The 19,696-nt window shown below is 43.8% G+C and carries 23 protein-coding genes; all 23 read right to left on the reverse strand.

The features are described from left to right. The 23 genes from rplF to rpoB all read right to left on the reverse strand — a co-directional run bounded on the left by rplF (position 1) and on the right by rpoB (position 19,571). Complete coding sequence (rplF, locus tag I0P70_RS16035; RefSeq protein ID WP_196119968.1) at positions 1–555, reverse strand: 50S ribosomal protein L6; 555 nt, start codon at positions 553–555, stop codon at positions 1–3. A 14-nt stretch (positions 556–569) separates the two neighbouring features. Next, the gene (rpsH, locus tag I0P70_RS16040; protein ID WP_007654282.1) at positions 570–968 is read right to left on the reverse strand and encodes a 30S ribosomal protein S8; all 399 of its coding nucleotides are present in this window, start codon (positions 966–968) and stop codon (positions 570–572) included. 89 nt (positions 969–1,057) lie between these two features. After that, entirely contained in the window at positions 1,058–1,327 is a 270-nt protein-coding gene (gene rpsN / locus I0P70_RS16045) for a 30S ribosomal protein S14 (RefSeq protein WP_007654283.1), read from the reverse strand. 5 nt (positions 1,328–1,332) lie between these two features. Then, positions 1,333–1,887 carry a 50S ribosomal protein L5 gene (rplE, locus tag I0P70_RS16050; RefSeq protein ID WP_196119970.1) on the reverse strand — a complete coding sequence of 185 codons (555 nt, stop codon included), beginning with the start codon at positions 1,885–1,887 and terminating at the stop codon, positions 1,333–1,335. Between the two features lies 1 nt (position 1,888). Next, positions 1,889–2,212, reverse strand: coding sequence for a 50S ribosomal protein L24 (gene rplX, locus I0P70_RS16055; protein ID WP_007654285.1), 324 nt, complete (start codon positions 2,210–2,212; stop codon positions 1,889–1,891). A 20-nt stretch (positions 2,213–2,232) separates the two neighbouring features. Beyond that, the gene (gene rplN / locus I0P70_RS16060) at positions 2,233–2,601 is read right to left on the reverse strand and encodes a 50S ribosomal protein L14 (RefSeq protein WP_076420876.1); all 369 of its coding nucleotides are present in this window, start codon (positions 2,599–2,601) and stop codon (positions 2,233–2,235) included. Between the two features lies 1 nt (position 2,602). Continuing rightward, positions 2,603–2,860, reverse strand: coding sequence for a 30S ribosomal protein S17 (gene rpsQ / locus I0P70_RS16065; protein ID WP_196119972.1), 258 nt, complete (start codon positions 2,858–2,860; stop codon positions 2,603–2,605). A 15-nt stretch (positions 2,861–2,875) separates the two neighbouring features. Continuing rightward, positions 2,876–3,076 (reverse strand): 50S ribosomal protein L29, encoded by a 201-nt coding sequence (gene rpmC, locus I0P70_RS16070; protein WP_007654289.1) that lies wholly within the window; start codon positions 3,074–3,076, stop codon positions 2,876–2,878. Between the two features lie 3 nt (positions 3,077–3,079). Then, the gene (gene rplP / locus I0P70_RS16075; RefSeq protein ID WP_007654290.1) at positions 3,080–3,502 is read right to left on the reverse strand and encodes a 50S ribosomal protein L16; all 423 of its coding nucleotides are present in this window, start codon (positions 3,500–3,502) and stop codon (positions 3,080–3,082) included. Between the two features lie 30 nt (positions 3,503–3,532). Further along, positions 3,533–4,285: a 30S ribosomal protein S3 gene (gene rpsC, locus I0P70_RS16080; RefSeq protein ID WP_007654291.1), complete on the reverse strand. Its 753-nt coding sequence runs from the start codon at positions 4,283–4,285 to the stop codon at positions 3,533–3,535. A 4-nt stretch (positions 4,286–4,289) separates the two neighbouring features. Beyond that, the gene (gene rplV, locus I0P70_RS16085; protein ID WP_040573772.1) at positions 4,290–4,685 is read right to left on the reverse strand and encodes a 50S ribosomal protein L22; all 396 of its coding nucleotides are present in this window, start codon (positions 4,683–4,685) and stop codon (positions 4,290–4,292) included. A gap of 1 nt (position 4,686) precedes the next feature. Continuing rightward, on the reverse strand, positions 4,687–4,965 hold the full coding sequence (gene rpsS, locus I0P70_RS16090; protein WP_076420878.1) for a 30S ribosomal protein S19: 279 nt from the start codon (positions 4,963–4,965) through the stop codon (positions 4,687–4,689). A 3-nt stretch (positions 4,966–4,968) separates the two neighbouring features. After that, on the reverse strand, positions 4,969–5,793 hold the full coding sequence (gene rplB / locus I0P70_RS16095) for a 50S ribosomal protein L2 (RefSeq protein WP_007654299.1): 825 nt from the start codon (positions 5,791–5,793) through the stop codon (positions 4,969–4,971). Positions 5,794–5,803: 10 nt separating this feature from the next. Next, positions 5,804–6,091 (reverse strand): 50S ribosomal protein L23, encoded by a 288-nt coding sequence (rplW, locus tag I0P70_RS16100; protein ID WP_040573765.1) that lies wholly within the window; start codon positions 6,089–6,091, stop codon positions 5,804–5,806. A gap of 1 nt (position 6,092) precedes the next feature. Further along, positions 6,093–6,719: a 50S ribosomal protein L4 gene (gene rplD / locus I0P70_RS16105; RefSeq protein ID WP_196119974.1), complete on the reverse strand. Its 627-nt coding sequence runs from the start codon at positions 6,717–6,719 to the stop codon at positions 6,093–6,095. A 2-nt stretch (positions 6,720–6,721) separates the two neighbouring features. After that, entirely contained in the window at positions 6,722–7,339 is a 618-nt protein-coding gene (rplC, locus tag I0P70_RS16110) for a 50S ribosomal protein L3 (protein WP_196119977.1), read from the reverse strand. Between the two features lie 174 nt (positions 7,340–7,513). Further along, complete coding sequence (gene rpsJ, locus I0P70_RS16115) at positions 7,514–7,819, reverse strand: 30S ribosomal protein S10 (RefSeq protein ID WP_007654312.1); 306 nt, start codon at positions 7,817–7,819, stop codon at positions 7,514–7,516. 12 nt (positions 7,820–7,831) lie between these two features. Beyond that, on the reverse strand, positions 7,832–9,934 hold the full coding sequence (fusA, locus tag I0P70_RS16120) for an elongation factor G (protein WP_196119979.1): 2,103 nt from the start codon (positions 9,932–9,934) through the stop codon (positions 7,832–7,834). A 3-nt stretch (positions 9,935–9,937) separates the two neighbouring features. Beyond that, the gene (gene rpsG / locus I0P70_RS16125) at positions 9,938–10,405 is read right to left on the reverse strand and encodes a 30S ribosomal protein S7 (RefSeq protein ID WP_007654316.1); all 468 of its coding nucleotides are present in this window, start codon (positions 10,403–10,405) and stop codon (positions 9,938–9,940) included. A 19-nt stretch (positions 10,406–10,424) separates the two neighbouring features. After that, entirely contained in the window at positions 10,425–10,841 is a 417-nt protein-coding gene (rpsL, locus tag I0P70_RS16130; protein ID WP_007654317.1) for a 30S ribosomal protein S12, read from the reverse strand. 105 nt (positions 10,842–10,946) lie between these two features. Beyond that, positions 10,947–11,264, reverse strand: a complete 318-nt coding sequence (locus I0P70_RS16135; protein WP_076420884.1) for a DUF3467 domain-containing protein — start codon at positions 11,262–11,264, stop codon at positions 10,947–10,949. Positions 11,265–11,270: 6 nt separating this feature from the next. Continuing rightward, complete coding sequence (rpoC, locus tag I0P70_RS16140; protein WP_196119981.1) at positions 11,271–15,596, reverse strand: DNA-directed RNA polymerase subunit beta'; 4,326 nt, start codon at positions 15,594–15,596, stop codon at positions 11,271–11,273. Positions 15,597–15,698: 102 nt separating this feature from the next. Next, positions 15,699–19,571 (reverse strand): DNA-directed RNA polymerase subunit beta, encoded by a 3,873-nt coding sequence (gene rpoB, locus I0P70_RS16145; RefSeq protein ID WP_196119983.1) that lies wholly within the window; start codon positions 19,569–19,571, stop codon positions 15,699–15,701. Positions 19,572–19,696: the final 125 nt, after the last annotated feature.

The raw sequence follows: 19,696 nt of genomic DNA on the forward strand, positions 1-19,696 counted from the left end.
TTATTTAGACGCTGTCTTACCAGCTTTTCTTCGTACAACTTCACCCACAAAACGGATACCTTTACCTTTATAAGGCTCTACTTTACGGAGTGATCTGATTTTAGCAGCTACTTGACCGATCAGTTGCTTGTCATTGCTTTCAAGCGTGATAACTGGTGCTTTACCTTTCTCAGTTACTGCTGTAGCAGAAACTTCTTCAGGCATAGTCATGAAGATATTGTGTGAGTATCCAAGAGCAAGTTCCAAAACGTTACCTTGAACGGTTGCTTTGTAACCTACACCTACTAACTCCAGCTGCTCCTTATAACCTTCACTTACACCTACAACCATGTTGTTGATCAGTGAACGGTAAAGACCGTGCATAGCTTTATGACGCTTCTGCTCAGTAGGACGCTCAACCACAATCTGATTGTCTTCCTGCTTCACAATAATGTCTTTATCTACTGGGGTTGTTAGGGATCCCTTAGGACCTTTTACAGTAACAACGTTGTCTTTTGCAACAGACATTTCTACGTTGTTAGGCAGAGTGATTGGCAATTTTCCTATACGTGACATTGTCTATCCTCCTATTAGTAAACGTAACACAATACCTCACCACCTACATTCAGTGATTTGGCTTCTTTTTCAGTCATTACACCTTTGGAAGTTGACAGAATAGCAATGCCTAACCCGTTCAATACGCGTGGCAAGCTGTCATTTCCGGTATACTTACGAAGCCCTGGCTTACTTACCCTCTCAAGTTTCACAATAGCAGATTGCTTAGTGGTAGGGTTGTATTTCAGAGCGATCTTAATAGTACCTTGTACAGAGGAATCATCAAACTTATAGCTTTGAATGTATCCTTTTTCGTACAATACTTTTGTAATCTCTTTCTTGATATTGCTAGATGGTATTTCAACTACTCTGTGGTTTGCCTTGATGGCATTACGCACTCTAGTTAAATAATCTGCTATTGGATCTGAGTTCATTATGAATCACTTAAATCTTGAACGCTTTTTCTAAGCGAGCGGCAAAGATAAGAATATCTTTTCTTCTTTCTTAATATGTTAAGAAAAAATTACCAGCTCGATTTTGTTACACCAGGAATTTTACCCATAACAGCCAGTTCTCTGAACACTACACGTGAGATACCGAATTTTCTCATGTAACCACGTGGTCTTCCAGACAGCTTGCAACGGTTATGTAACCTTACTGGAGATGAATTCTTAGGAAGCTTATCAAGTCCTTCGTAATCTCCTTTAGCTTTAAGTTCAGCACGCTTCGCAGCGTACTTTGCTACTAACTTCTGTCTTTTAAGCTCTCTCGCTTTTACTGCTTCTTTAGCCATTTTTCTTATTTCTTAATATTAGTGAAAGGCATACCAAACGCTTTAAGCAACTCGTAGCTCTCCTCATCAGTCTGAGCAGTCGTTACGAAGGTAATATCCATACCACTAATGGCCTTAATTTTATCAATGCTGATCTCTGGGAAGATGATCTGCTCTTTTACACCAAGTGTATAGTTGCCACGACCATCAAAACCTTTATCACTAACACCTCTGAAGTCACGTACACGTGGTAGAGCAATTGTTAACAAACGGTCCATGAATTCGTACATACGCTCGCCTCTTAGTGTCACACGTGCACCAATTGGCATGCCTTCACGAAGCTTGAAGTTCGAAACTGACTTCTTAGCGATAGTTGCAACAGCTTTCTGACCTGTAATAGTAGTAAGCTCTTCAACGCCGATGTCAACAAGTTTCTTGTCAGCTACTGCAGCACCGATACCTTTGTTAATAGAGATCTTTGTGATCTTAGGCACCTGCATTACGTTCTTGTACTGGAACTTCTCCTTCAGGGCAGGTATAACCTCCTTCTGATATTTTTCTTTAAATCTTGCAGTTGCCATATTAGATTACTTCTCCTGATTTTTTAGAATAACGCTCTGTTTTACCTTCGCTGTTTTTTCTTCTGCCAGCTTTAGTGGTTTCACCTGACTTAGGATCTACCAAAGCTACGTTGCTGGCATGAATAGGAGCTTCCATTTTAGAGATACCACCCTGAGGGTTCTTAGCGCTAGGCTTTGCATGCTTAGTCACCATATTGATTCCCTCAACTGTTACTCTTTGCTTCTCAATATTAACAGCAGTAATGCGGCCTGTCTTTCCGCGGTCATCACCGGCAATCACTTTTACTGTATCGCCAGTTTTTACATGAAGTTTTTTCTTATTCATCTTGATGTCTGAATTAATGATTAAAGAACTTCAGGTGCCAACGAAACAATTTTCATGAATTGCTTTTCACGAAGCTCACGTGCAACCGGTCCGAAAATACGCGTACCACGTGGCTCGTTGTTAGCGTTCAGAAGCACAGCGGCATTATCATCGAAACGGATATATGAACCGTCTTTTCTTCTGATCTCTTTCTTTGTTCTTACAATAACTGCCTTAGAAACAGTTCCCTTTTTAACGTTACCAGAAGAAAGGGCTGATTTTACAGTTACAACGATTCTATCACCGATAGAAGCGTATTTCTTGCCTGTACCTCCTAAAACACGGATGCAAAGTACTTCTTTTGCTCCGCTGTTGTCGGCTACGTTCAATCTTGATTCCTGCTGTATCATTTTATTTCGCCCTTTCTATAATTTCTACTAAACGCCAGTTCTTGTTCTTGCTGAGGGGACGTGTCTCCTGAATGCGAACGGTATCACCGATATTGCATTCATTATTTTCGTCGTGAGCCATGAATTTGGTGGACTTGCTAACGAATTTACCGTAGATCGGGTGCTTCATTCTGCTTTCCACTAACACAGTGATAGACTTGTCCATCTTGTTGCTAACAACCTTACCACTTCTTTCTTTTCTAAGATTTCTCTCTTCCATGATTTCTATTAAGTATTAAGAGTTAGCTTCAATTTCACGGCGACGAATTTCAGTATTCAGACGAGCAATTGCTTTTTTCGTCTCACGGATTTTCATCGGATTTTCCAACGGAGAGATAGCATGTGCAAAACGCAGGTTCTGCATGGTTGTTTGCTCCGTATTAAGCTTCTCTTTCAGCTCTTCTAAAGACAAAGCTTTAATCTCTGAATTTTTCATATACTATTTCTCAACGTAATCTCTACGTACTACAAACTTTGTTTTAACTGGCAGCTTCTGGGCAGCTAATCTAAGTGACTCTTTTGCCACTTCCATAGGAACGCCATCTGATTCAAACATGATGGTACCTGGCTTAACTACGGCTACCCAATACTCAGGAGAACCTTTACCCTTACCCATACGAACCTCTGCAGGCTTTTTCGTAACTGGCTTGTCAGGGAAAATGCGAATCCATACCTGGCCTTCACGTTTCATTGCTCTTGTCATGGCGATACGAGCAGCTTCAATCTGGCGGCTTGTAATCCATGAAGCCTCCAGTGATTTGATCGCAAAAGAACCAAATGAAATAGTACTGCCTCTATGAGCCAGACCTTTCACGCGGCCTTTTTGCATTTTTCTATATTTAGTCCTTTTCGGCTGTAACATTTTCTAAAACTTAATAATGTTATCAATCAATTATTGGCGACGCTTACGCTTAGGAGCTCCGTCAGTTTTCTTGCGATCACCACGGCCTCTTCTATCGCCACCCTGTGCACCTGCTCCACCTTTGGTATCCATGTCTGCATTCGGAGTAAGGTCTTTTTTACCGTAAACCTCTCCTTTGAAGATCCATACTTTGATACCTAGCTTACCATATACAGTCTGAGCTTCAGACAATGCATAATCGATATCAGCACGAAGTGTGTGCAGAGGAGTTCTGCCTTCTTTATAGTGCTCAGTTCTTGCCATTTCAGCACCGCCTAGACGACCTGAAACCTGAACTTTGATACCTTCAGCACCAACACGCAGCGCAGAAGCAATAGCCTGCTTCATCGCACGACGGAAAGAGATACGGGCCTGCAGCTGCTGAGCGATAGACTCACCTACCAGCTTTGCATCAAGCTCTGGACGCTTAATTTCAAAAATGTTGATCTGAACATCTTTATTAGTAAGTTTCTTAAGCTCTTCCTTGATCTTATCTACTTCCTGTCCGCCTTTACCGATTACTACACCAGGTCTGGCAGTGTTGATAGTGATAGTGATGCGCTTTAGGGTTCTTTCAATGATAATTTTAGAAATACCACCTTTAGGAATACGCGCTAAAATATACTTTCTGATTTTCTCGTCTTCAACCAGTTTCTCAGCGAAATCTTTGCCACCATACCAGTTAGAATCCCAACCTTTGATAACTCCTAGGCGAAAACCGATCGGATTTACTTTCTGTCCCATGTTCTTACTTATTGGCTTTTTTAGATTTCTTTGATTGCTGTTGCTCAAGTTGCTCTTCAGTCATGCTGTCTATTACAAGAGTCACATGATTAGATCTTTTTCTGATTCTGTAACCACGGCCCTGTGGTGCAGGACGCAGACGCTTCAGCATCTTACCTTCATCTACAAAGATCTCTTTGATATAAAGATTGGCATCTTCTATGCGAGCATCTTCATTCTTCTGCTGCCAGTTAGAAAGAGCTGATAAAAGGAGCTTTTCAATTCTTGCAGCACCTGAGTTTGCTTCGAATTTCAATAATCCAAGGGCTTTGTTCACGCTCTTGCCGCGTACCAGACCCGCTACTAATCGCATTTTGCGAGGAGAAGTAGGTACGTTTTTAAGTCTTGCTACTGCTTCCATTTTATCGCTTGCCTTTATCTTTTTTAGCAATATGACCTCTAAAGTTTCTGGTTGGGGCAAACTCTCCAAGTTTGTGACCTACCATGTTCTCAGTCACATAAACAGGAATGAATTTATTTCCGTTATGAACTGCGAATGTGTGACCTACGAAATCCGGAGAAATCATGGATCTGCGTGACCAAGTCTTGATAACAGTCTTCTTACCAGACTCGTTCATCACGTCTACTTTCTTCTCGAGCCTATAGTCAATATAAGGCCCTTTTTTTAATGATCTAGCCATTTACTATTTCTTTCCTCTATTAACTATAAGTTTCTCAGAATGCTTTTTCTTGCTGCGTGTCTTAAGACCTTTTGCCAGCAAGCCTTTGCGTGAACGTGGGTGACCGCCAGATGACTTACCTTCACCACCACCCATAGGGTGATCAACAGGGTTCATGGCAACACCACGTACTCTTGGACGCTTACCTAACCATCTGTTACGACCGGCCTTACCGATCTTAACATTCATATGATCAGAGTTAGAAACTGTTCCTACAGTTGCGTAGCAATTTACAAGCACCATGCGAAGTTCACCAGATGGCAACTTGATAGTTGCATAGCGACCTTCTCTTGCAACCAGCTGTGCATAAGAACCTGCGCTTCTGGCAAGTGTTGCACCTTGGCCAGGCTGCAATTCGATGTTGTGAATGATAGTACCTAGAGGAATGTCAGATAAAGGAAGACAGTTACCTACTTCTGGTGCATTACCTGGTCCTGAAACTATCTCAGTTCCCACCTGGATTCCAGATGGAGCAATGATATAGCTTTTCTCACCGTCTGCATAATAAAGCAGGGCAATACGAGCGGTTCTGTTTGGATCGTACTCGATTGTTTTAACCGTAGCTGGCACACCGTGCTTCGTACGCTTAAAGTCAATCACTCTGTACTTCTGCTTATGACCACCGCCCATATAGCGCATAGTCATTTTACCTGAGTTGTTGCGTCCACCAGATTTTTTACTAGGTGCCAACAAAGATTTCTCTGGAGTAGCCGTCGTGATCTCATCGAACGCTGGCGCTACACGGAATCTTTGACCTGGTGTTGTTGGTCTTAACTTCTTTAAAGCCATTGTTATTTAATTAAATGCTGCTGTAAAAGTCGATTACTTCACCCTCTTTCAGGGTAACGATTGCTTTTTTCTTAGAAGATGTACGGCCAGTTACAGCGCCAGACTTAGTATACTTGCTCTTTACTTTGCCTTGCGTCTTCATGGTAGCTACCTTTTCTACAGTAACTCCGTAAAGCTTCTCAACTGCCTTTTTGATTTCTACTTTGTTGGCTTTGATGTTTACCTCGAAAGCATACTTTCCAACCTCGTTCATGGCAGCGAATTTTTCCGTCAGAAGCGGTTTTTTCAGGATCATAATATTATGCGCTTAGGAGGTTTTCAATAATGTTAACTGAATCTTCAACCAGCAATACACGGTCTGTATTCAACAGGTCGTATGTATTCAAATCGCTAGCTGTAGAAATCTTCACCTTGTTCAGGTTGCGGCCGGAAAGAACAACATTCTTATCAACTGCAGGCAGTACTAGTAAAGTTTTACCTTCTACCTTCAGGTTGCTCAGCATGCTTTTGAATTCTTTCGTCTTCGGAGCTTCAAATGTGAAAGACTCAACTAAAGAAACTTTATTATCTTTCACTAACAATGAAAGAGCAGAAGCACGAGCAACTTCCTTAAGCTTTTTGTTAAGCTTAAAGCTGTAGTTTCTAGGTCTTGGTCCGAATACTCTACCACCACCTACAAAAAGAGGAGCTTTCAAGCTACCTGCACGAGCTCCACCAGTACCTTTTTGCTTTTTGATCTTCTTAGTAGATCCAGCTACTTCGTTTCTTTCTTTGGACTTGTGCGTACCTTGTCTCTGATTAGCCAGGTACTGCTTTACGTCAAGATACATTGCATGCTCGTTCGGTGTAGCACCAAACACAGCATCAGAAAGTGTTACCTTTCTACCTGTATCCTCACCTTTAATATTCAATACAGAAAGCTCCATTTTTATTTCTCAATTAACACGTAAGAATTCTTGGCACCTGGAACAGAGCCACTAACTACTAACAGATTTTTGTCTGCGATTACACGAACCACTGTTAAGTTCTGTATCTTAACTCGGTTACCGCCCATACGACCGGCCATGCGCATACCTTTGAATACTCTTGATGGCCAAGAGCACGCACCAATTGAACCAGGGTGTCTTGCTCTGTTGTGCTGACCGTGTGTCTGGCCACCTACACCGGCAAAGTTGTGACGCTTAACAACGCCCTGAAAACCTTTACCTTTTGATGTACCCACTACGTCAACATACTCTCCTTCTTCGAATAGATTCACATCTACTGAATCACCAAGATTCAGAGATATTCCTTCTACATCGAATTCAGCAACTTTTTTCTTGGCTGTCGTATTAGCTTTTTTGTAATGTCCAGCTTCTGCTTTCGTTACTCTTTTAAGCTTTTTGTCGCCGTAGCCAAGCTGCACCGCTGCGTAGCCATCAGTCTCAACCGTCTTCACTTGAGTAACTACACAAGGTCCTGCTTGAATAAGCGTAACTGGCGTGTATTTACCATCTGTAGTGAAGAGGCTTGTCATTCCGATTTTTTTACCGATAATTCCAGGCATTCAACTTGTTTTTTAAAAGATGGATATAATGATTTTATCCCACAGCTCTCGCTAAGGGAGTGCAAAGTTAATAAAATTTAAAATGCTTTAGCAACTTTTGTCTAAAATATTATTAATCAGCGCATAAAAAAAGAGAACCCGAAGGTTCTCTTTTTAATATTCGATCTGTTCTTATCAAACTTTGATCTCAACATCCACACCGCTAGGAAGTTCTAACTTCATCAGGGCGTCTACTGTTTTAGAGCTAGTAGAGTAGATATCAACTAGACGCTTGTAAGTGCAAAGCTGAAACTGCTCTCTTGATTTCTTGTTCACGTGTGGTGAACGAAGAACTGTGAATTTATCCTTCTCTGTAGGAAGAGGAATAGGACCGCTTACGATAGCTCCAGTAGCCTTTACAGCTTTTACAATCTTCTCAGAAGATTTGTCTACCAGGTTATGGTCGTAAGACTTAAGCTTAATTCTAATTTTCTGATTCATTATCTTTTACTACTATTTAGCTGCAGTTCCTTTTAATTTAGCAATGATGCCATCGGCCAGGTTTTGTGGTACTTGCTCGTAATGAGAGAAAGTAAGAGAAGCCGTTGCTCTACCTGAAGTAATGGTACGAAGGTCAGTTACGTAACCAAACAGTTCTGAAAGCGGAACGTCTGCTTTCACTACTGTAGATGTTCCTTTCGTATCCATACCTTTCATGATACCTCTTCTTCTGTTCAAGTCACCAGTTACAGGACCTGTGTACTCATCCGGAGTAACTACATCAACTGCCATGATTGGCTCAAGTAGTTTCGGAGCACACTGCTTACCTGCTTCTTTGAAGCCCTGACGTGCAGCCAGTTCAAAAGAAAGTGAGTCAGAGTCAACGTCGTGGAATGAACCGTGGAACAGACGAACTTTCATAGAGTCGATCGGGAAGCCAGCCAGAATACCATTCTTCATTGCTTCTTCAAAACCTTTCTGAATTGCTGGGATGAATTCTCTTGGAATTACACCACCCACAATTGCGTTTTCGAACTCCAGTCCTTGCTTGCCATCTTCACGTGGTCCCATTGTGAACACGATGTCGGCAAACTTACCACGACCACCTGACTGCTTCTTGAACACTTCTCTGTGCTCAACTGCTTTCGTGATAGTTTCTTTGTAAGCTACCTGTGGAGCACCCTGGTTCAATTCAACCTTGAATTCGCGCTTCATACGGTCGATGATGATTTCTAGGTGAAGCTCACCCATACCTCTAAGGATCGTCTGACCAGTTTCCTCGTCAGTATTTACCTGAAGGGTTGGATCTTCCTCAACAAGTTTGGCAATTGCCATACCCATTTTATCAGAGTCAGCCTGTGTTTTTGGCTCAATCGCATAGCCAATTACTGGCTCAGGGAATTCCATTGACTCAAGAACAATCTTAGATTCCTGAGCGCAAAGAGTATCACCTGTTTTGATATCCTTGAAACCTACTACCGCAGCAATATCACCAGCTTGCAGTTTATCAATCTGGATCTGCTTGTTAGCATGCATTTGGAAAATACGGGAGATACGCTCCTTATTTCCTGAACGCGAGTTATATACATACGAACCTGAATCAAGTACACCTGAATAGGCACGTACGAAGCATAGACGACCTACGTAAGGGTCCGTTGCAATTTTGAAGGCAAGTCCTGCGAAAGGATCAGACTCAGATGGCTTTCTTGCTACTTCTGCACCCGTGTCTGGGTTAGTACCGATAATGCTTTCTTTGTCAACTGGTGATGGAAGCAAAGCCATCACATAGTCCAGCATTGTCTGTACACCTTTGTTCTTGAAAGAAGAACCACACAACATAGGCACAATAGCCATGTCGATTGTAGCAGCACGAAGAGCAGCTAGAATTTCAGCTTCAGTAATTGAGTTTGGATCTTCGAAGTATTTCTCCATCAAAGACTCATCATACTCAGCTACGGCCTCCAGAAGTTTCTCTCTGTATTCTTCTGCTTCTTCCATCATGTCGTCAGGAATAGGAACTTCAGTAAAGGTCATACCTTTATCGCTTTCATTCCAAACGATGCCTCTGAAGTTTACCAGGTCAACAACTCCTTTGAAGTTGTCTTCAGAACCGATTGGCAACTGAAGTGCTACAGCATTGCTGCCCAACATTTCTTTCACCTGACGGCAAACGTTAAGGAAGTCAGCACCAGAACGGTCCATCTTATTAACGAAACCGATACGTGCTACTTTATAGTTGTCAGCAAGTCTCCAGTTTGTCTCAGACTGAGGTTCAACACCATCAACTGCACTGAAAAGGAATACCAGACCATCCAGTACACGCAGTGAGCGGTTTACTTCTACAGTAAAGTCAACGTGACCCGGAGTATCGATGATGTTGATATGATAATCGTTACCTCTGTATGGCCAGTTTACTGTTACAGCGGCAGAGGTAATAGTAATACCACGCTCCTGCTCTTGTTCCATCCAGTCAGTAGTAGCTCCACCTTCGTGAACCTCACCTAGTTTGTGAGATTTACCTGTATAGTAAAGTATACGCTCTGTTGTCGTGGTCTTACCCGCATCGATGTGAGCGGCAATACCAATATTACGTGTGTATTTTAAGTCCCTTGCCATTAATTAAAATCTAAAGTGTGAGAATGCTTTGTTTGCCTCGGCCATTCTGTGCGTGTCGTCTTTCTTCTTCACGGCAGCACCTTCACCTTTTGCAGCTGCGATAATCTCACCAGCTAATTTGTCTTTCATTGTTTTCTCACCTCTCTTGCGAGCGTAAGAAATCATCCACTTGATACCAAGAGATACTCTGCGGTCCGGACGAACCTCAGTCGGCACTTGGAAAGTAGCACCACCTACGCGGCGGCTTTTTACCTCTACGCTTGGCATAACATTGTTCAATGCTTTCTTCCAAGTTTCAAGGCCGTTCTCTTTCGTTCTTTGCTCTACTAATTCTACAGCATCATAGAAGATACCATAAGCAATACTTTTCTTACCATCTTCCATCAGATAGTTTACGAAACGTGTTACTAAGGTCTCTTTGAATTTTGGATCAGGAAGGAGAACTCTACTTTTAGGCTTTGCTTTTCTCATTGTAATATAATTCTATCAATTATTTTTTCTTACCACCTTTACCTGCAGCAGCGGCTGGCTGGCCTGGCTTAGGTCTCTTAGCACCGTACTTTGAACGTGACTGCAAACGACCGTTAACTCCGGCTGTATCCAGTGCACCTCGTACGATGTGATAACGAACACCTGGAAGGTCTTTCACTCTACCACCTCTGATAAGCACAATAGAGTGCTCCTGAAGGTTGTGACCTTCACCTGGGATATAAGCGTTCACTTCCTTACCGTTCGTAAGTCTAACCCTAGCTACTTTACGCATAGCTGAGTTTGGCTTCTTAGGAGTGGTTGTATACACTCTTGTACATACACCACGACGTTGTGGGCATGAATCTAGGGCTGGAGACTTCGACTTTGAAGTTAACTTCTCTCTTCCCTTTCTTACTAATTGCTGTATAGTAGGCATTTATAATTTGTTAATTATAGATATTTTTCACTCTAAAATTTGGTCTGCAAAGGTAGGAAAATCATTTTGCAAATTCAAAATTTTAATTCATTAATTATTAGCACCTTAGGCTTCGCCTACTGTTCCTCCAAAGTTCATTGGGAAAGATGGTGCTTCATTTGCCGGTTTAATTTCCCCAAAGCTGCTTTCGAACTTTTGAATGTTATCGGCCAGAGCCGCCAATAATCTCTTGGCATGCTCTGGCGTGATAACTATTCTTGATTTCACTTTTGCTTTAGGTAATCCTGGCATCAGTCTTATAAAATCAATCACAAACTCGCCACTCGAATGGGCTATCATTGCCAGATTGGCATATTCCCCCTCTGCTATCTCTTCAGATAACTCAATGTTTATTTGATTTTGATTTTTCAGTTCCTCTGCCATACCTGCTTATCTATTGTTCTGTAGTTCCTGCTGCTTGGCGCGGCTTCCAACTCCAGACTTTTTTGATTCTACCAATGAATCGTATTCTTCCTGGCTTCCAACAATCAGGTTTTGGTAATCGCGCAGACCTGTACCAGCCGGGATTAAGTGACCAACGATCACGTTTTCCTTTAGACCTAACAGTTCATCGGCTTTACCTTTGATTGCTGCTTCACTCAGTACTTTCGTAGTTTCCTGGAACGACGCGGCAGAAATAAAGCTTTGTGTACCCAATGAAGCCTGCGTTATACCTTGCAAGGTTGGACGCGAAACGGCTGGAGATGCATCACGCACAGTCACCAGTTTCAAGTCACGACGCTTCAGGCTTGAGTTTTCGTCACGCAGTCTTCTGGCTGTTACAATCTGACCTGGTTTCAGGTTAGTTGAGTCACCTGCTTCTTCAACCACTTTCATATCGATGATGCGGTCGTTTTCTTCCATGAAGTTGATTTTGTCAACAACCTGGTGCTCCAAGAAGCTTGTATCACCTGCGTCGATGATCACAACTTTTTGCATCATCTGGCGAACTACTACCTCGATGTGCTTATCGTTGATCTTCACACCCTGCAGACGGTATACTTCCTGAATCTCATTAACCAAGTACTCTTGTACTGCACCCGGACCCTGAATATTCAGAATGTCTGTTGGTGTAATAGCTCCATCTGATAGTGGCATACCTGCACGAACAAAGTCATTGTCCTGTACCAGGATGTGCTTAGAAAGTGGTACCATGTACTTCTTCTTCACGCCGTCTTTCGACTCAATGAAGATTTCGCGGTTACCACGCTTCACGCTACCATAGGTTACTACACCATCAATCTCTGAAACAACTGCTGGGTTAGAAGGGTTACGCGCTTCAAATAGTTCAGTCACACGTGGTAGACCACCTGTAATATCGCGTGTTTTACCAATCGCACGAGGAATTTTTACCAGGATCTGACCTGCTTTGATTTTCTCGCCGTTTTCAACTGTCAAGTGAGCTCCTACTGGAATATTATAGCCTTTCGACTCACCACTCTTAGGATTAACTATGATAGCCGGGTTTTGTGTCTTATCTTTTGTATCGATAATTACTTTCTCACGGTATCCTGTCTGCTCATCAGACTCTTCACGGTATGTTATACCTTCAATGATGGATTCATATGCAATCTCACCGTCAAATTCAGAAAGAATAACTGCGTTATATGGATCCCACATACACAGTTGGTCACCTTTTTCTACAACCTGTCCATCATTCACGGTAATGAATGAACCATAAGGCACGTGGTTGCTGATTAGCAATTTGCCTGTAGCAGGATCAACGATCTTCACCTCTCCTGAACGACCCATTACTACTTTTACTGGCTCTCCTTCATTGTTGATTGTTTCGATCGTACGAACATCTTCAAATTCGATTTTACCAGCGAATTTCGCACGGATCATAGCATCTACTGCAATGTTTGATGCTGTACCACCTACGTGGAATGTACGAAGTGTCAGCTGCGTACCAGGCTCACCGATCGACTGTGCAGCAATTACACCAACAGCCTCACCTTTCTGCACCATAAAGCCTGTTGCCAGGTTACGGCCGTAGCACTTAGCACAGATACCGCGCTTGGATTCGCAAGTCAGTACAGAACGAATCTCTACTGTCTCGATCGCAGTGTTCTCTATAGCACGTGCTACTTCCTCTGTTACTTCTGAGCCTGACTCTACAATCAGTTCGTTTGTAATCGGATCGTATACATCGTGTACAGTTACACGGCCCAGGATACGCTCAGAAAGCGACTCCACGATATCTTCGTTATCCTTCAGTGCACTCACTTCAAGACCTCTCAATGTACCGCAGTCTTCTTCGTTCACGATAACGTCCTGCGATACGTCTACCAGACGACGTGTCAGGTAACCAGCATCCGCAGTCTTAAGGGCAGTATCAGCAAGACCTTTACGAGCACCGTGTGTAGAGATGAAGTACTCGATTACATCCAGACCTTCCTTAAAGTTAGAAAGGATCGGGTTCTCGATAATCTCACCTACTGAGCCTTGCAATGATTTCTGAGGCTTCGCCATCAGACCACGCATACCACCCAACTGACGAATCTGCTCTCTCGAACCACGAGCACCTGAGTGCATCATCATGAAGATCGAGTTGAAGCCCTGGTCATCATTCTCCAGACGGCGCATCAACGTTTCAGTGATCTGGTTGTTGATACGAGTCCAGATATCAATTACCTGGTTGTAACGCTCGTTGTCAGTGATCAGACCCATTGAGTAGTTCTGCCATACAGCATCTACATCTTTCTTGGCCTGTGCTACCAGGATATCTTTCTCTGCTGGAATCTGAATATCACCCAGACCCATTGAAAGACCGCCTTTGTAAGCAGACTGGAAACCTAGTGTTTTGATATCATCCAGGAAGTGGGCTGTACGAGCCATACCTGTCTCCTTGAATACGCGAGAGATGATCTGCTGAAGTTTCTTCTTCGTTAACAGCTCGTCGATGTATCCAACTTCTTCCGGAACAAACTGGTTGAAGATCACGCGACCGGCAACTGTCTCGATCAACTTTGTCTCGAGTTCACCTTTTTCGTTCTTAACCTTAGTTCTTACTTTAATATAGGCCTGCTTAGATAGACGACCTTCGTTGATGGCAATAATCACTTCCTCCGCAGAGTAGAAGCTCATGCCTTCACCAGGTATGTGTTCATTTTCTGTGCTTCGCTTTCCTTTAGATACATAGTATAGACCAAGTACCATGTCTTGAGAAGGTACTGCAATAGGAGCACCGTTAGCAGGGTTCAGGATGTTGTGCGAAGCAAGCATCAGCATAGAGGCTTCCAGTACAGCAGCAGGTCCGAGTGGAACGTGTACCGCCATCTGGTCACCGTCAAAGTCGGCGTTGAATGCCGTACACACCAGTGGGTGCAGCTGGATCGCCTTACCTTCGATCAGTTTCGGCTGGAATGCCTGTATACCTAGTCTGTGGAGGGTAGGAGCACGGTTAAGGAGTACTGGGTGGCCTTTCAGCACATTCTCCAGGATGTCCCAAACAACAGGATCCTTACGGTCTACTATTTTCTTAGCAGACTTCACAGTCTTCACAATACCTCTTTCGATCAGCTTGCGGATAATGAACGGCTTGAAGAGTTCAGCTGCCATGTTCTTAGGCAGACCGCACTCATGCAGCTTCAGTTCAGGACCAACTACAATTACCGAACGGCCAGAGTAGTCAACACGCTTACCAAGCAAGTTCTGACGGAAACGTCCTTGCTTACCTTTCAGCATGTCAGATAGTGACTTCAGCGCACGGTTACCTTCTGCACGAACAGCATTCACTTTACGTGAGTTGTCGAACAGGGAGTCTACCGCTTCCTGTAGCATACGCTTCTCGTTACGAAGGATTACTTCAGGAGCCTTAATTTCGATAAGACGTTTCAGTCGGTTGTTACGGATGATTACACGACGGTATAGGTCGTTCAAATCCGAAGTAGCGAAACGGCCACCATCCAAAGGAACAAGTGGACGAAGTTCTGGTGGAATAACAGGCACCATGCGGATGATCATCCACTCTGGTCTGTTTTCAATTCTTGTTGTAGCATCACGGAATGCTTCTACTACACGAAGACGTTTCAAAGCTTCAGCTTTACGCTGCTGCGACGTTTCGTGAGCGGCAGCGTGACGAAGCTCGTACGACAGGTCGTCCAAGTTTGTACGCTCTAACAGCATCTGCAATGCCTCAGCACCCATCTTCGCGATGAACTTGTTTGGATCGTTATTGTCCAACATCTGGTTCTCGCGTGGGAGCTTGTCAATCATATCCAGGTACTCGTCTTCAGTCAGGAAGTCCAGTGTATTTACACCGTCTTCTGCCAAAATACCTGGCTGGATTACTACATATCTTTCATAGTAGATGATCTGGTCAAGCTTCTTGGTTGGTAAGCCTAATAGATAACCGATTTTGTTCGGAAGAGATTTGAAGTACCAGATATGCGCTACAGGAACGACCAGTTCGATGTGGCCCATGCGCTCGCGACGCACTTTCTTTTCAGTAACCTCTACACCGCAACGGTCGCAGATGATACCTTTATATCTGATTCTCTTATACTTTCCGCAGTGGCATTCCCAGTCCTTTACAGGTCCGAATATTCTTTCGCAGAATAGACCACCCATCTCAGGCTTATAGGTTCTATAGTTGATTGTCTCAGGCTTTGTAACCTCGCCATTTGATCTCTCCAGAATCGACTCTGGAGAAGCCAGGCTTATCGTTACTTTGGAGAAGTCCTGAGTTAGCTTTTTGTTTTTTGCAAATGCCATATTATTACAATAATGTCGATACAATGAATATGCCTTACAGCGAATCTGTATAAAGTGCGCTAAGCGCCCTGACTTTTGCCAGGACGCTCAGCTTATACTTTATTACTCTAAGGTGATCTCGAGTGCCAGACCTCTCAACTCGTGAATCAATACGTTGAATGATTCCGGGATATTTGGCTTTGGCAACACATCGCCTTTCACGATTGCCTCGTAGGCTTTCGCACGGCCGATCACGTCGTCAGATTTCACTGTAAGTATTTCCTGCAGTACGTTCGAAGCGCCGAATGCCTCGAGAGCCCACACCTCCATCTCACCGAAACGCTGACCACCGAACTGAGCTTTACCGCCCAATGGCTGCTGTGTGATAAGTGAGTATGGTCCGATAGAACGCGCGTGCATCTTATCGTCAACCAAGTGGCCCAGTTTAAGCATGTAAATCACGCCTACTGTTACTGGCTGATCGAAACGATCACCTGACAGACCATCGTACAGGTATGTACGGCCGAAGCTAGGCAATCCTGCTTCTCTTAATTCAGACTGTACCTGCTCTTCTGTAGCACCGTCGAAGATCGGTGTAGCATAGGTTCTACCCATCTTCTTGCCGGCCCATCCAAGCACGGTTTCATAAATCTGACCGATGTTCATCCTTGAAGGTACACCCAGTGGGTTAAGCACGATATCCATTGGTTCACCTGTTTCCAGGAACGGCATATCTTCTTCACGCACAATACGGGCAACCACACCTTTGTTACCGTGACGACCAGCCATCTTGTCACCCACTTTCAGCTTACGCTTCTTAGCGATGTATACTTTGGCTAACTGCACGATACCTGCTGGCAATTCATCTCCGACCTCCAGTGTGAAACGCTCACGCTTGAAGTGGGCAGAAGTTATGTTGCGGCGCTTGTTGTAGTTTTTAACAAGTTCCACCAGCATGTTATTGGCTTTCTCATCAGTTGTCCAGTTCTCCAGGATCAGATCCTTGAACATGTTCACCTCTTCAGGCACCGCATAGTTACTTTCGTCCTTATATGGGTTCTTCTCTGGGAACAGTGCTTCAATGATGTTCTTTCTGCTGAACTTAACTCCTTTAGATAGGATTTCATCACCAAACTTGTGCTTGATACCCTGCGATGTTTTGCCTTCCAGCAAAGCCACCAGTTTATCAACCATCACGTTCTTAATGGCGTTGAGGTCTTTCGAGTATTTTACTTTTAACTCTTCAACCTCTTTCTTAGACTTAGCCCGCAGGTTTTTGTCTTTCTTAGGTCTTGAGAAAAGCTTTGTTTCAATAACTACGCCGTTCAGTGATGGCGGCGCCTTAAGCGAAGCATCCTTCACATCTCCGGCTTTGTCACCAAAGATGGCACGAAGCAGTTTTTCTTCAGGAGTCGGGTCCGTCTCACCTTTTGGCGTGATCTTACCGATCAGGATATCGCCTTCACGAACTTCAGCACCGATACGGATGATACCGTTCTCGTCCAGGTTCTTCACAGCTTCCTCGCTCACGTTCGGAATTTCAGAAGTAAGTTCTTCTTCACCACGCTTCGTCTCACGAACCTCAAGTTCGAATTCTTCAATGTGGATAGAAGTGAAGATGTCATCTCTTACTACTTTCTCAGAGATAACAATAGCATCCTCGAAGTTGTAACCCTGCCATGGCATGAACGCCACCTGCATGTTACGACCAATTGCGAGTTCACCATTATTAGTAGCATAACCTTCACAAAGCGGCTGTCCTTTCGTTACACGCTGTCCAGTGTAAACGATCGGTGTCAGGTTGATACAAGTATCCTGGTTCGTTCTTCTGAACTTGATCAGGTTGTAGGTTACATACTCTGCATCGAAAGCAACCAGCTTTTCTTCTTCTGTCAGATCGTATTTCACAACGATCTTGTTAGCGTCTACGAAGTCAATTACACCATCACCTTCAGCGATTACAAGTGCTCTTGAGTCGATAGCTGCTCTTCTTTCAAGACCAGTACCTACGATTGGAGCCTCAGCTTTCAAAAGTGGAACGGCCTGGCGCTGCATGTTCGAGCCCATCAACGCACGGTTGGCGTCATCGTGCTCCAGGAATGGAATCAACGAAGCCGCTACTGACACGATCTGGTTCGGAGCAACGTCCATATAGGTATAAGTCTTAGGCTCTTCAACAGGGAAGTCACCTTCGAATCTACCTTTTACTCTATCATTAATGAAGTTACCACTGTCATCGATAATGGCATTAGCCTGTGCGATGTGATGGGTATCTTCTTCTTCTGCTGTCAGGTATTCAACAGATCCATCCATCTCTACTATGCCTTCATTTACCTTGCGGTAAGGCGTTTCGATGAAGCCCATGTGGTTAACACGAGCGTGCACGCATAGAGATGAAATCAGACCGATGTTCGGACCTTCTGGCGTTTCGATTGTACAAAGACGACCGTAGTGCGTATAGTGAACGTCACGAACCTCGAAGCCAGCACGCTCTCTAGACAGACCACCTGGCCCCAGTGCAGATACACGACGCTTGTGCGTCACTTCTGCCAGTGGGTTAGTCTGGTCCATAAACTGAGATAGCTGGTTTGTTCCAAAGAAAGAGTTGATCACAGAAGACAGCGTACGCGCGTTGATCAGGTCTACAGGCTTGAAGTCCTCATTGTCACGCACGTTCATACGTTCTTTGATAGTTCTGGCCATACGGGCAAGACCTACACCGAACTGTGCATATAGCTGCTCCCCTACCGTTCTTACACGGCGGTTGCTCAAGTGGTCAATATCATCCACTACAGCCTTCGAGTTAATCAAACCGATCAGGTACTTTACAATAAGAACGATGTCCTCATTTGTAAGAACTTTCGCATCCCAGTTCGTATCAAGACCAAGTTTCTTATTGATTCTGTAGCGGCCTACTTCTCCAAGATCATAACGCTTGTCAGAGAAAAACAGCTTCTGGATAATGTCACGCGCAGTTTCCTCGTCTGGCGCCTCTGTATTTCGAAGCTGACGATAAATCTGCTCTACCGCTTCTTTCTCGGAGTTTGAGTTATCCTTCTGAAGTGTATTGTAGATAATGGCATAGTCCGCAATGTTCACGTTTTCACGGTGAAGAATGATAGACTTAGTACCAGAATCCAGAATAACGTCGATATCGTCTTGCGTAATTTCTGAATCACGCTCGAGAAGTACTTCGTTACGATCAATTGATACTACTTCACCTGTATCCTCATCTACGAAGTCTTCTGTCCATGTGCGTAGCACACGTGCAGCCAGCTTTCTGCCGATCGCATTCTTCAGATTTGTCTTTGTAGCAGGCAACTCTTCAGAAAGACCGAATAGGTCAAGGATATCCTTATCTGTACCATAACCAATAGCACGCAAGAGCGTTGTTACCGGAAACTTCTTCTTACGGTCAATGTAGGCATACATGACGTTGTTTACGTCTGTTGCAAACTCAACCCAAGATCCTTTGAAAGGAATAATTCTGGCAGAATAAAGTTTTGTACCGTTTGTGTGCTTGCTTTGAGCGAAGAACACACCCGGAGATCTGTGAAGTTGAGATACAATAACACGTTCAGCACCGTTGATAACAAATGAGCCTTTCTCGGTCATGTATGGGATATTACCCAAAAACACTTCCTGCTCGATTGTCTCAAAGTCCTCATTGTCCTCATCGTTACAGATGAGACGAAGCTTGGCCTTTAGCGGAACCGAATAAGTTAGACCACGGTCAATACACTCATCTACTGAGTATTTTGGCGGGTCGATATGGTAGTCGATAAACTCTAGTACAAAGTTTTCTCGTGAATCGGAAATCGGAAAGTTCTCAGCGAACACCTTGAACAAACCTTCCTGTGCTCTATTTTCAGCAGGAGTCTCCAGCTGGAAGAAGTCCTGGAATGACTGTAGCTGAACATCTAAGAAGTCAGGATAGTCAATTACCGGATTTATAGAGGCAAAATTGATTCGCTCTGTCGTTTTATTCTTAGCCAAAGCCTTGGAATTTTAACGTTTACAATATGATTCCAGCACACAGCCATTCGTATAGCCATGGGCAAAAAAAGGATTCAAATTTGAATCCGTATACAAACAGGAAAAGACCTGACTAAACTGCCAGG

It is taken from the genome of Pontibacter sp. FD36 (assembly GCF_015686655.1).
Taxonomy (GTDB): Bacteria; Bacteroidota; Bacteroidia; order Cytophagales; family Hymenobacteraceae; genus Pontibacter.